This is a genomic window from Spongiactinospora sp. TRM90649 (assembly GCF_029382225.1).
In the GTDB taxonomy this organism is placed as follows: Bacteria; Actinomycetota; Actinomycetes; order Streptosporangiales; family Streptosporangiaceae; genus Spongiactinospora.
On the sequence record NZ_JARLTC010000045.1, the window covers coordinates 76965 to 89314 of the forward strand.

The 12350-nt window shown below is 72.8% G+C and carries 14 protein-coding genes; 8 read left to right on the plus strand and 6 right to left on the minus strand.

Annotated elements, in window-relative coordinates; genetic code table 11:
• Positions 1-19: 19 nt before the first annotated feature.
• Positions 20-298 carry a hypothetical protein gene (locus tag P3X83_RS38505; protein ID WP_277310326.1) on the minus strand — a complete coding sequence of 93 codons (279 nt, stop codon included), beginning with the start codon at positions 296-298 and terminating at the stop codon, positions 20-22.
• A complete protein-coding gene (locus tag P3X83_RS38510; protein WP_277310327.1) occupies positions 295-1125 on the minus strand; it encodes a PspA/IM30 family protein in 831 nt (276 codons plus the stop codon). Before P3X83_RS38510 ends, P3X83_RS38505 begins: the two co-directional genes overlap by 4 nt.
• 135 nt (positions 1126-1260) lie before the next feature.
• Between P3X83_RS38510 and P3X83_RS38515 the strand changes: the two genes are divergently transcribed.
• On the plus strand, positions 1261-1893 hold the full coding sequence (locus P3X83_RS38515) for a DUF3043 domain-containing protein (RefSeq protein ID WP_277310328.1): 633 nt from the start codon (positions 1261-1263) through the stop codon (positions 1891-1893).
• 16 nt (positions 1894-1909) lie between these two features.
• On the opposite strand, the gene P3X83_RS38520 is transcribed toward P3X83_RS38515, so the two are convergent.
• On the minus strand, positions 1910-3166 hold the full coding sequence (locus tag P3X83_RS38520) for an SMI1/KNR4 family protein (RefSeq protein ID WP_277310329.1): 1257 nt from the start codon (positions 3164-3166) through the stop codon (positions 1910-1912).
• A gap of 55 nt (positions 3167-3221) precedes the next feature.
• Between P3X83_RS38520 and P3X83_RS38525 the strand changes: the two genes are divergently transcribed.
• Positions 3222-4229, plus strand: coding sequence for an aldo/keto reductase family protein (locus tag P3X83_RS38525; RefSeq protein ID WP_277310330.1), 1008 nt, complete (start codon positions 3222-3224; stop codon positions 4227-4229).
• A gap of 63 nt (positions 4230-4292) precedes the next feature.
• Here P3X83_RS38525 and P3X83_RS38530 read toward each other — a convergent pair whose 3' ends face one another.
• A complete protein-coding gene (locus P3X83_RS38530; RefSeq protein ID WP_277310331.1) occupies positions 4293-4499 on the minus strand; it encodes a hypothetical protein in 207 nt (68 codons plus the stop codon).
• Between the two features lie 191 nt (positions 4500-4690).
• Here P3X83_RS38530 and P3X83_RS38535 point away from each other — a divergent pair, with 191 nt between their 5' ends.
• From P3X83_RS38535 to P3X83_RS38545, 3 genes are read left to right on the plus strand one after another with little or no spacing between them, the layout of a single operon-like run.
• A complete protein-coding gene (locus P3X83_RS38535; RefSeq protein WP_277310332.1) occupies positions 4691-5365 on the plus strand; it encodes an SCO2322 family protein in 675 nt (224 codons plus the stop codon).
• A gap of 29 nt (positions 5366-5394) precedes the next feature.
• Positions 5395-6438, plus strand: a complete 1044-nt coding sequence (locus P3X83_RS38540; protein WP_277310333.1) for a bifunctional adenosylcobinamide kinase/adenosylcobinamide-phosphate guanylyltransferase — start codon at positions 5395-5397, stop codon at positions 6436-6438.
• Between the two features lie 44 nt (positions 6439-6482).
• Positions 6483-7403: an adenosylcobinamide-GDP ribazoletransferase gene (locus P3X83_RS38545; RefSeq protein ID WP_277310334.1), complete on the plus strand. Its 921-nt coding sequence runs from the start codon at positions 6483-6485 to the stop codon at positions 7401-7403.
• 13 nt (positions 7404-7416) lie between these two features.
• On the opposite strand, the gene P3X83_RS38550 is transcribed toward P3X83_RS38545, so the two are convergent.
• Both P3X83_RS38550 and P3X83_RS38555 read right to left on the minus strand, forming a co-directional pair.
• Positions 7417-8460 (minus strand): DUF1648 domain-containing protein, encoded by a 1044-nt coding sequence (locus P3X83_RS38550; RefSeq protein WP_277310335.1) that lies wholly within the window; start codon positions 8458-8460, stop codon positions 7417-7419.
• Positions 8457-8813, minus strand: a complete 357-nt coding sequence (locus P3X83_RS38555) for a GntR family transcriptional regulator (RefSeq protein WP_277310336.1) — start codon at positions 8811-8813, stop codon at positions 8457-8459. The genes P3X83_RS38550 and P3X83_RS38555 overlap by 4 nt, the downstream gene beginning before the upstream one ends.
• Positions 8814-8894: 81 nt before the next feature.
• Between P3X83_RS38555 and P3X83_RS38560 the strand changes: the two genes are divergently transcribed.
• The 3 genes from P3X83_RS38560 to P3X83_RS38570 all read left to right on the plus strand — a co-directional run.
• Positions 8895-10418, plus strand: a complete 1524-nt coding sequence (locus P3X83_RS38560; protein WP_277310337.1) for a leucyl aminopeptidase — start codon at positions 8895-8897, stop codon at positions 10416-10418.
• 117 nt (positions 10419-10535) lie between these two features.
• Complete coding sequence (gene lpdA / locus P3X83_RS38565) at positions 10536-11918, plus strand: dihydrolipoyl dehydrogenase (RefSeq protein WP_277310338.1); 1383 nt, start codon at positions 10536-10538, stop codon at positions 11916-11918.
• A gap of 43 nt (positions 11919-11961) precedes the next feature.
• Positions 11962-12350, plus strand: a 389-nt coding sequence (locus tag P3X83_RS38570) for a biotin/lipoyl-containing protein (RefSeq protein ID WP_346742784.1), incomplete at its 3' end; no start/stop codon positions are given.

A 12350-nucleotide genomic window follows, 5' to 3' on the forward strand; every position in this document is an offset into this window, starting at 1 on the left:
CGGCGTGTCCCCAACGGGCTCAGCCGGGGATCAGGCCCTCATCCCCCAGCATCTCGCGGACCTCCTCCATGGAGGCGTCGGACGGCGGGAGGATCAGCTCGGAAGGTTCGAGGCTGTTGTCGGGAAGGGACTTGCCGACCTCCCGGACCTTGTCGAGGAGGGCGTGGAGCCGGGTACGGAAGACGGACTCGTCGCCCGACTCGATCGCCGCCTCCAGTTCGCCGTCGAGGGTGTTGAGCACGCCGATGTCGGCGGGCGCCACTTCGATCTGGCCCTCTCCCATGATGCGGACGATCATGCACCCTCCCCCGGCTGCCGGTACGGCTGGCCCTGGTACTGCTGGGTGTGCTGCGAGGGCGCCTGCTGGGGCTGAGGCTGCTGCTGGCCGCCGGGCTGCCCCGGCCCGATCGCGTCACGCGGCGCGGGCCCCTGGCCCAGTTCCGCCTTCATGCGCTGGAGTTCCAGCTCGACATCGCTGCCGCCGCCCATCCGGTCGAGCTCGGCCTGGATGTCGTCGCGCTGACCGGTGAAGTCTTCCAGCGCGCCGCTGGCCAGCAGCTCGTCGATGGCGCCCGCGCGGGCCTGCATCTGCGCGGTCTTGTCCTCGGCCCGCTGGATCGCGAGGCCGACGTCGCCCATCTCCTCGGAGATGCCGGAGAACGCCTCGTTGATGCGGGTCTGCGCCTCGGCCGCGGTGTAGGTGGCCTTGATGGTCTCCTTCTTCGTGCGGAAGGCGTCGACCTTGGCCTGCAACCGGTGGGAGGCCGTGGTCAGCTTCTCCTCCTCGGCCTGCAGGTTGTTGTGCTGCAGCCGCAGGTCGGCGATCTGCGTCTGCAGGCCGTTACGGCGGGTCAGCGCCTCGCGGGCGAGGTCTTCCCGGCCCGCCGCCAGCGCCTTGCGCCCCTGGTCCTCAAGCCGGCTGCCCTGCTGTTCGAGCTGGTTGATCTGCAACTCGACCCGCTTGCGCGAAGTGGCGACGTCGGCGACGCCTCTGCGCACCTTCTGCAGCAGCTCAAGCTGCCGCTGGTAGGAGTAGTCAAGGGTCTCGCGCGGATCTTCCATCTTGTCCAGGGCCTTGTTGGCCTTGGACTTGAAGATCATGGAAAGTCTCTTCATCACGCTCATGCGCGTTGGCCGTCCCCTTCTTAACTTCTGCCTCGGGTCTCCCCGCTCGTACGCCCCCAACGGAGCCGCCTTGGGATTACCCTACGCATAACGCGCGGGGGCGTCATTAAGTTGCAGTCCCGGTAGGCTGACATCGTGTTCCGACGCCGCACCCAGCAGGACGTGGACGAGTCCCCCGTCCCCGCCAACGACAACTCCTCTTCTGATCCTAAGCCCCAGGGCAAGGGACGGCCGACGCGCAAGCGTAGCGAGGCGGAAAAGGACCGGCGCAGGCCGGTGACCGCACCGGCCAACCGCAAGGAGGCCTACCGCCAGCTCCGCGAGCGGCAGAACTCCGAGCGCGTGCGCGCCCGCGAGGGCATGATGCGCGGCGAGGAGAAGTACCTCCCGGCCCGCGACCGCGGCCAGGTGCGCAGGTTCGCCCGCGACTGGGTCGACTCCCGGCGCATCGTGAGCCAGTACTTCCTGCCGTTCTCGGTGATCATCCTGCTGGCGACGATGCTCCCGTTCCAGGGCGACCTGAAGCAGGTCATCTACATGGCCGTCATCACCGTGGGCTGGCCGATCATGATGGTCGGCGTCCTGTTCACCTCGATCTGGGTGTCGTGGAAGGTCAAGCGGCTCGCCGCCGCCAAGTTCCCCGACGAGAGCCTCCGCGGCGTGGGCTTCTACGCGGCCATGCGCGCGCTGCAGATCCGCAAGCTGCGCTTCCCGCCGCCGATGTTCCTGCCCGGCGGCAAGCCGGCGCCGCCGAAGAAGAGCAGATAGCGCGGCGGGCGGGCGTTCAGCCCGCCGCCGCGTGGTCCCATTCCAGCGCGCCGTTCCTGGCCACGGGCCGCCAGCCCGCCACGGTCCCGCCGTCGCGCAGGGCGTCGGCGGTCCGCTTGAGCAGCGCCCGATACGACGGCGGGCCGTCGCCGAAGCGCAGGCCCGTCACGCGGTCGGAGAACCCGATCCCGCCGTCGGCGGAGTCGACGATCACCAGGTCGCCGTTCTCGTGGCTCGCGACCGGAATGTGCCGCCCGTCCCACCATCCGCCGCGCGGATCCCCTGGGGTCCCCTGACCGGCGAACACCGCGCAGTTGACCCGCCACTTGCGCAGGATGTCCCGTGCGCCCAGGGCGGTGCCGCCCAGCAGGCCGAATCCGGCGCCGAAAGGCTCGGCCGCCCCGTTGTGCCGCAGCAGCGACGCCCGCAGGTCGTCGGGGAAGCGCACGCCCATCCGCGCCTCGGCCGCGGCGACCAGGCGGGGCGAGGCGGGCTTTCGCAGGGTGCGGTACGTCTTCGGGGCGTTCTCCCGCAGCCAGCCCTCGATGCGCCGCCACTGGCGGCCGACCGCGCGCCGCATGGCGGGACCGACCGGGCGTACATCGGGCTCCGCGCGCGCCGGGGCGCATCCGGCCACGGCCGCCTCGGTGGGCGTCGACGGGACCGTGGGCTCCTCGCTCGGCCGGCCGGCGTCCTCTACCCGGACGGGCGGCCCCAGCGGCGGTGCGATCCCGTCGCACTCGATGTAAAGAGCGCCGCTGCCCGTTTCGTTCCGATCGTCGAGGCCGTGCAGGTATTCCAGGTTGCCCCGCCGCGACTCGGAGCACTCCCAATCCTCGCCGACCTCCGTTTGGATGGTCCGCGAGACGACCGGATCCTTGTGGAAGACGGACTCCTCGAACGCCATCGCCGCGAACACCACGAGCCCCACGGACATCGCGAGCACACCCCGGCGCACCACCGGGCGGCGCGCGGCGGGCGACCTCCCGGCCGCCGCCGTCTCCACGGCGGCGACGAACTTCGGCATCCGTGCGGGCCGCGCGTAGCGGGCGAGATCCTCGGGGCTCGGCCGTCCGAGCACCGGCTCCGGCGGCCACCGGCGCGCGGGCCCGGCCGTACCGGGGGGCGCCGTGCCCGGAGAGACGGAGTCGGGCCCCCGGCGTACGGCGGGCGCGCGCAGCGCGCGCACCCCGGCCAGCAGCAGTGCCGCCCCCACCACCGCCAGGACGGCGGGCCCCGGCCGCGCGGCGATCGAAGAGATCCTCCTCAGCATCAGGCGCACACTATCCGAAACAGATCTTGGCTTTACTCCTATTAGGGTCAGACGCATGGAATTCCGCCATCTTGGCCGCAGCGGCCTCATGGTCAGCGAGATCAGTTACGGCAACTGGATCACCCACGGCTCCCAGGTGGAGGAGGACGCCGCCCGCGAATGCGTGCGCGCGGCTCTCGACGAGGGGATCACGACCTTCGACACGGCGGACGTGTACGCCCGCACCAAGGCGGAAGAGGTGCTCGGACGCGCGTTGAAGGGCGTGCGCCGGGAGTCTCTGGAGATCTTCACCAAGGTCTACTGGCCGACCGGCGACGGCCCGAACGACCGCGGCCTTTCCCGCAAGCACCTCACCGAGTCCGTCAACGGCTCGCTGCGGCGCTTGCAGACCGACTACATCGATCTGTACCAGGCCCACCGGTACGACCACGAGACGCCGCTTGAGGAGACCCTCAAGACGTTCGACGACCTCGTACGCCAGGGCAAGGTCCTCTACATCGGCGTCAGCGAGTGGTCCGCGGGCCAGATCGCCGACGCCCTCCGGATCGCCGACGAGATGGGCTTCGACCGCCTGGTGTCGAACCAGCCGCAGTACTCCATGCTGTGGCGGGTGATCGAGCCGGACATCGTGCCGCTGTGCCAGGAGGAGGGCGTGGGGCAGGTGGTGTGGTCGCCGATCGCCCAGGGAGTGCTGACCGGGAAGTACCTGCCCGGGCAGCCGCCGCCCAGCGGCTCGCGCGCCACCGACCAGCTCGGCGGCGGGTTCATCGGGCGCTTCCTGGAGAACGACGAGCTGCTCGCCAGCATCCAGGACCTGCGGCCGATCGCGGCCGACCTCGGCCTGAGCATGGCGCAGCTCGCCGTCGCGTGGGTGCTGCAGAACCCCAACGTCTCCTCGGCGATCATCGGCGCCAGCCGTCCCGAGCAGGTCCGCGAGAACGTCAAGGCGGCCGGGGTGCGCCTCGACGCCGACGTGCTCAAGCGCATCGACTCGGTGCTCGGCTCGCACGTCGTGCGCGACGGCGCGCTGGCCGAGCAGGCGAGCCCGAGCCGGCGACCGTAACACCGATACCAAAAGGCCCCTTGAGAAACTCCGGCACGGGAGTTTCTCAAGGGGTTTTTCGCGTCACTCGGGGCGCAATGACATTCCGGCGTATTCGACGCGGTCCTCCTCCAGCAGGGTCACCCGCTCCACGCCGAGTTCCAGCAGCTCACTCCAGTTCTCACCGAGCCACGACTCCGCGTCGGCCTGACTCTGGAACAATTCGCGCGGAAGAACCCGCTCGGTTACCTCGCCACCATTCGCGTTTTCATAACGCCAGCGCCACACCATGCCATACGCTCCTTTTCGCGGGTTTGGCGGGTGCACCCTCGATCGCTCGGCGAACCCTATACCGAGCCATCCCCGACGCATTTCGTGACACACCTCCGCCCATTCGTTTCATGAGTCCCAGGAGCATGGAGGCCATCATGCTGCCCAGGTTTCACCACGTCCCATCCTCTACCCGATTCTCCGGATCGCGCATGCTCCCTCTCGTCTGCGCGCTCGTCTGTCTCCTCGTCCCGCTCTCCCCGGTCGCCACGTCGGCCGCGACCGGCCCCGTTCCCGGCGCGCCCGATCCTGACGCTCCGCGCGCCTGGAGCTTCTGGGAGAGCGACGGCACCGCCTGGCTGACCGCGCAGAAACCGGCAGGTGACACGGTCCCCGCCGACGGCTCCGCGATCGGCTGGCGCTTCGCGGCGCTGTCCGACGGTGTCGCGGCCGAGGCCCCTGGCGGCGACGTCCCGGCCTTCGAGGCCGTCTGCGGCGGCCAGACCGCCGCCTCCGGCAGCAAGCGCGTCGCGGTCACCGTGGACTACGGCGACGCGCAGGGCGACGCCTGGCCGGGCGAGACCCCGCCGGACGGGCCGCTGACCAAGTGCGTCGTCACCGGCGAGGGGGCCACGGGCATACAGGTCCTCGCCTCCGTGGCCCGGCCCCGGGTGAACGGCACCGGACAGGTGGTGGCGATCGACTCCTACCCGGCCAGGGAGAAGGACGCGGGCCGTGACGTGGTCCCGGCCGCAGGGGCCGCCACGGACACGGAGACGGAGACGGGCGGCCCGAGCCTCGCCCTGATCCTCGCCGGGATCGCCGTCGTGGCGCTGCCGGCCACGGCGGTGCTGTTCCTCACCCGCCGCGGGCCCCGGGTCCGCTGACCGCCGGGGGCGTCCGTACGCTGGCGCGGGTGAGGGTCGAGTTCGAAGGGACGGCAGGGCCGGGAGGGTTTCCCGAGGCCGGGTGCCCGTGCGCGGCGTGCGGGCGGGTGTCCGCCGGGCACCGCCGTCCCCTGGAGTTCGTCGTGGACGGCGTGCTCCGCCTGACCTCCCCCGCGCCACACGCCGTGGCGGCCCCCCACGTGCCCCCGGGCCACACGCTGACGCGGACCACCCTGGGCGCCGAGATCGTCTCCCCCGGCGGCGGGCGTCTGCTCGTCCCGGGGGATGTATCCGCCGGTTCGCCCGGCGCGCCGTTCGACGTGGTCGTGATGGACCTGCTGGAAGATCCCTCCCGGCTCGGGGCGCTGCGCCGCGCGGGCGCGGCGGGCCCGGAGACGACGGTGGTCGCGGCGTGGATCGATCACCGGGTCGCCTCTGAGGCGGAGCTGGCGCGGCGGGCGCGGCTGTGGGGCGCGCACGCCGTACCCGACGGCGCGGTGCTGGACACCGGCCGTTCCCTGCCGCCTCTCCCCCGGCCCGCGCGCCGGACCCTGCTGCTCGGCGGGGCCCGGTCGGGCAAGTCGGCGGAGGCCGAACTACGGCTGGCCGCCGAGCCGCACGTCACCTACGTCGCGACCGGCGACTCAGGCGGCGACGCCGACTGGCTGGCCAGGATCGACGCGCACCGGCGGCGCCGTCCGCCGCACTGGGACACCGCCGAGACCACCGACCTCCCCGCGCTCCTCGACGCCGCCACGGCCGGTACGGCGCTGCTGATCGACGGCATCGGCACCTGGCTCGCCGCCGTGCTCGGCGAGTGCGGCGCCTGGGACGACGCCCCCGGGGCCGACGACGGGGTGCGCGTCCGGTGCGCCGAACTGGTGTCGTCCTGGCGGCGGACCCCGGCACGGCTGGTCGCGGTCTCCGACGAGACCGGCCTCGGAGTGGTCCCCGCGACCCGCAGCGGCCGTCTCTTCCGCGACGCCCTCGGCGCCCTCAACCAGGCCCTCACCCGCGAGTCCGAGGAGACGTGCCTGGTGGTGGCGGGCCGCCCCGTCCCCCTGCCCGTCTGAGGCCCCTCCGATGTTGTCGGGGGGCGGCACTAGCATCTGCCGTCATGTCCAGAGAACAGGGCGCGTGGACGGGGCTGAGGTTCGCCCTCGGCATGTTGACGGTGCTACCCGCCGGTCGCGTCGAGGTCGATCGGAGGGTCGCGGGGCGGGGCATGGCGGCCGCGCCTCTCATCGGGGCACTGGTCGGTGTCCTGGCGGCGGTCGCCTACACGGTGTCCACGCACCTGTTCGGGGCGGGCCTGCTGCCCGCGGTGCTCACGCTGGCCACGCTGGCGCTGCTGACCCGGGCGCTGCACCTGGACGGCCTGGCCGACCTGGCCGACGGCCTGGGCAGCGGCAAGCCGCCTGAGGGTGCGCTCACGGTCATGCGGCGCTCCGACATCGGCCCGTTCGGGGTGGTGACGCTGTGCCTGGTCCTGCTGCTTCAGGGGGCCGCGCTGCTCGCCACCGCCGTGGGCGCGGTGGCGCTGATCACGGCGTGCGTGAGCGGCCGCCTGGCGATCACCCTGGCGTGCCGCCGTGGCGTGCCCGCCGCGCGGCCGGAAGGGCTGGGCGCGCTGGTGGCGGGCTCCGTCGGGCCGTGGGCGGCGATCGGCACCGCCGTCCTGTCGCTGGGCGGGCTCGCCTTCCTCGGGCTGATGTCCGATCTGTGCTGGCTCGGCCCGTTCTCCCCGCCGTGGAGCGGGGTGTCCGCGAACGACCTCGAACCCGGTTTGCTGTACATCGACCCGTCCCCCGGCCTCTTGGACGGGCTGCCCTTCCCGGTGGAGGGCCTGGAGCGGACGCCCGGCCCGTTCCCGCTCATGCTGGTGCTGCCGGTGGCCGCGCTCGCCGGGCTCGCCGCCGCCTGGGCGGTCGGGCGGCGGGCCGTGAACCGCCTCGGCGGCGTGACCGGTGACGTGCTCGGCGCGCTGGTGGAAGTCACGGCTACGGCCGCGCTGCTGGTGTGCGCGGCCCTCACCTGATCGCGCGCCAGGATCACGACGCGGCCCGTTCGGCGCGCAGCGTGTTGAGCAGCCCCGCGCCGCGCGCGGCGTCGTCCACGCTGATGCCCAGTTCCCGGCCCGAGACGAAGGTGACCACCAGGCAGTCGCCGCCCCTGACCATGATGGTGGCCGCGCCGGGCAGCCCCCGGTATCCCCAGCCGCCGACGGTGTGCGGCTGACGCGTCTCGGCGCGGGCGCTCTCGATCGTGGCGAGCGGGTAGCGCCGCACGGGCCGCCGCCAGGGGCCGAACGCCACGGCCAGCCCCGCCTCGGTCACCTGGGCGCGCACCGAGCTCAGCGCGGCCCCGGCCAGGCCGATCAGCGCGAACAGGCCCGCGATCGCCCACACGTAGCCCGGCAGGCCGATCAGGGCGAGCACCGCCACCGGAACGGTGAGCGCGCCGAACGCGAAGGCCAGGAGCATCGTGCCCTGGTTCGTCGCCGAGGACACCCATACCCCGCGCTCGCCCGGGCGCAGCCGCACGGTGGGCGCCGGTCCCGCCGCGTCGCGGGCTGGGTTCTCGTCGGGGCCGGGCCTGGCGGCCGTCGCCCCCAGCCAGCCCGCGACGGCCGCCACGACGATGGCCAGGAGCACGGCGGGGCCGATGTGCGCCGCCTGCCGCCAGTCGTCCCGATCCAGATTGGCGAGCAGCGTCAGCGCCTGCATGCCCACGACGAACGCCCCGGACGCCGCCAGGCCCGCGCCCAGCATGATCCGCGTCGCCCGGCGGCGCGCGAGCCGGGTGTTGAACACGGCGAGCCCCGCCAGGACGCCCCACAGGACGTGCCAGAGGACGAGCGGGACGATGAGCACCGTCGTGAAGGAGGCGGACTGGTCGGGCGCGCCGGACGGCCCCCAGTGCATCGCCAGGGGGTCGGGCAGCCGGTCGCGCAGCAGCAGCGGCACCACGACGAGCACGGCGGTCACGGTCGCGTACCAGGAGGCGACGGTCGCGACCACGCGCCGGGTGAAGGCGGCGTGCTCGCCGCCGCCGGTGGTGGAGGAAGAGGAGGAGGAGGACGGTGGTGCGGTCATGGCAGTCCCTCGATGAGTTCGATGATCTCCGCTCGGCCGTAGCCGTGGCGCTCGCCCTCGGCGAGCAGGTCGCGGGCCCGCTGGACGAGCGCGGCGCGCCCGTCGGCGCCGCCCGGGCCGGCGAGGACGCTGACCCCGCGCCCCCGGCGGAACTCCAGCAGCCCCTCGTCGCGCAGGTCGCGCAAGGCCCGCAGCACGGTGTTGGCGTTGATCCCCAGCGCCGCCGCGATGTCGCGGGCGGGCGGCAGCCGTTCGCCGGGGGCGTAGGAGCCCTCGGCGATGGCCCGCCTGATCGCCCCGGCCACCTGATCGTGCAGCGGACGCGGGTCGTGCATGTCCAAAGTGAGTAACATGATGCTAGTTATATTAGCACCATTAGGCGGGCGGCGACATCTCACCGGGGAGACACGAATAGGTCGGACGAACCCTCGTTTATGCGTATCGTGCGAGCACAGCTAGCATCGGCCTACGTGACCACTGTGCGGCTGAACTCAACCGATTCCGTCTCGCTCGACACCGACGCACTGGTCGTCGGCATCCACTCCGGAGCCGACGGGCCTCGCCCCGCGCCCGGAGCCGAGGGGCTCGACACGGCTCTGGGCGGCACACTGGCCGCCACGCTGGCCGCACTGGGCGCCAAGGGCACGGCGGGCGAGACCACCAAGATCCCGACGTTCGGCGCGCTTCCCGCGCCGCTGCTGGTCGTGACCGGTCTGGGCGAGGAGCCCGGCGACGGCGGCTACGACCCCGAGACCCTGCGCCGCGCCGCGGGCGTGGCCGTACGCGCCCTGGCGGGCACGGCCCGCGTCGCGCTCGCGCTGCCCGCCGCCACCGCCGCGCACGCGCACGCGGTGGCCCTGGGCGGCCTGCTCGGGGCCTATGCCTTCACCAAGTACCGCACCACCGGCGACCAGACCGCCCCCGTCGCCGAGCTGACGGTGCTGAGCGCCGCCGACGGCGCCGCCGAGGCCGTCGAGCGCGCAGGAGTCGTGGCCGAGTCCGTCGGCCTGGTGCGCGACCTGGTCAACACCCCGCCGTCCGACCTGTGGCCCGCCCGCTTCGCCGAGATCGCCGAGCAGATCGCCACCGACAACGGCCTGACCATCGAGGTCCTCGACGAGAAGGCGCTGCGCGAGGGCGGCTACGGCGGCATCGTCGCCGTCGGGCAGGGCTCCGCCCGCCCGCCCCGCCTGGTGCGTCTCGGCTACGCCGGCCCCGGCGCCACCAAGACCGTCGCGTTCGTCGGCAAGGGCATCACCTTCGACTCCGGCGGCCTGTCGCTCAAGCCGTCCGCCTCGATGGACTGGATGAAATCCGACATGGGAGGCGCGGGCGCGGTCCTCGGGGCCGTTCTCGCCGTCGCCAGGCTGGGCCTGCCCGTCAACGTGGTCGGATACCTCTGCCTGGCCGAGAACATGCCGAGCGGCACCGCCCAGCGTCCCTCCGACGTGTTCACCAGCTACAACGGCAAGACCGTCGAGGTGCTCGACACCGACGCCGAGGGCCGCCTGGTCCTCATCGACGGCATCGCCCGCGCCGCGCAGGACGACCCCGACCTCATCGTCGACGTGGCCACCCTCACCGGCGCGCAGATCGTGGCGCTGGGCTGGCGCACCGCCGGGGTCATGGCCAACGACGACGACCTGCGCGAAGAGGTCGTGCGGATCGCCGCCGCGCAGGGCGAGGCCGCCTGGGGCATGCCGCTGCCCGAGGAGCTCCGCAAGGGCCTCGACTCCGCCGTGGCCGACATCGCCAACCTCCAGCCCGAGCGCTGGGGCGCGATGCTCGCCGCCGGGATCTTCCTGCGCGAGTTCGTGCCCGACGGCGTGGCGTGGGCGCACCTGGACATCGCCGGACCCGCCTACAACAAGGGCGAGCCGCACGGCTACACGCCCAAGGGCGGCACCGGCGCGATCACGCGCACCCTGGTCGGCATCGCCGAGCGATACGCCCGCTGACCCCAGGCCGACCCCGATCCGGGTCACGCCCGGCGGGGACAAGTGAAAAGATGCCATTGCCGAGGACGGCCACCCACCTGGCCTCGGCGGCAGACCGATCCGACAAGGAGCTAACCCGTGGCTGAAGGCAGCCCGCACGACTACGACCTCGTCGTCCTGGGCGGTGGCAGCGGAGGTTACGCCTGCGCCCTGCGGGCGGCCGAGCTGGGCAGCAAGGTCGTGCTGATCGAGAAGGACAAGATCGGCGGCACCTGCCTGCATCGCGGGTGCATCCCCACCAAGACGTTCCTGCACGCGGCCGAGGTCGCCGACGAGACCCGCGAGGCCGCGGCCTTCGGCGTCCGGGCCCGCTTCGAGGGCATCGACATCGAGGGCGTCCACGGCTTCCGCGACAAGATCGTCACCAGGGCCTGGAAGGGCGTGCAGGGCCTGCTGAAGAGCAAGGGCGTCACCATCGTCGAGGGCGAGGGCCGCCTGGCCGGCCCCGGCCGGGTCACCGTGGGGTCCGAGACCTACCAGGGCGCCAACGTGGTGCTGGCCACCGGCTCCGAGCCCAGGTCGCTGCCCGGCCTGCGGATCGACGGCGGGCGCGTCATCAGCAGCGACCACGCGCTCAGGCTCGACCGCGTGCCCGCCTCTGTGGTCGTGCTGGGCGGCGGCGTGATCGGCGTCGAGTTCGCGAGCCTGTGGCGCTCGTTCGGCGCCGAGGTCACCATCGTGGAGGCGCTGCCGCACCTGCTGCCGCTGGAGGAGGAGTCGAGCTCCAAGGCGCTGGAGCGGGCCTTCCGCCGCCGCGGCATCCGCTACGAGCTGGGCACCCGGTTCGAGGGCGTCAAGGTCACCGACACCGGCGTGGTCGTCACCCTTGAGGGTGGCAAGACCCTCGACGCCGAACTGCTGCTCGTGGCCGTCGGCCGCGGCCCCGTCGTGGCCGGTCTCGGCTACGAGGAGGCCGGGGTCCGGATCGAGCGGGGCGCCGTCGTGGTCGACGAGTTCTGCCGCACCGGCGTCCCGGGCGTCTACGCGGTCGGCGACCTGATCCCGACCCTGCAGCTCGCGCACGCCGGGTTCGCCGAGGGCATCCTCGTCGCCGAGCACATCGCGGGCCTCGGCCCGGTGCCGATCGACTACGACGGCGTGCCGCGGATCACCTACTCCGACCCCGAGGTCGCCTCGGTGGGCATCACCTCGGCGAAGGCCCGGGAGCGCGGCATCGATATCGTCGAGACCACGTACGACCTGGCGGGAAATCCCAAGAGCCAGATCCTCCAGACCCAGGGGGCGGTCAAGATCATCGCGCAGCAGGACGGTCCCGTGCTCGGCGTCCACATGGTCGGGCGCCGGATCGGCGAGCTGGTGACCGAAGGGCAGTTGATCTACAACTGGGAGGCGCTGCCCAGCGAGGTGGCCCAGCTCATCCACGCCCACCCCACGCAGTCCGAGGCCGTCGGCGAGGCGATGCTGGCACTGGCCGGCAAGCCGCTCCACGTGCACAACTAACCGAAGCCCGCGAAACCCAGGAAACGCGAGAGAAGAATCACTGATGCCGGTCTCCGTAACGATGCCCCAGCTCGGCGAGAGCGTCACCGAGGGCACTGTCACCCGTTGGCTGAAGAAGGAGGGCGAGCGCGTCGAGGCCGACGAGCCGCTCCTCGAGGTATCCACCGACAAGGTGGACACCGAGATCCCCTCGCCCTCAGGCGGCGTGCTCACCAGGATCGTCGTGGCTGAGGACGAAACCGTCGAGGTCGGCGCCGAACTGGCGGTCATCGACGAGTCGGGGTCGGGCGCGGGAGCCGCCACGCCCGCCGAGCAGCCCGCTCCGCAGGCCGCCCCCGCTCCGCAGCCCGCGCCTCCGGCGCCGGAGCCGCAGCCGGCCCCGCCGTCGTCCATCCCGCAGCCCGCCCCGGCGGCCGCGCGGGCCCCGCCCGC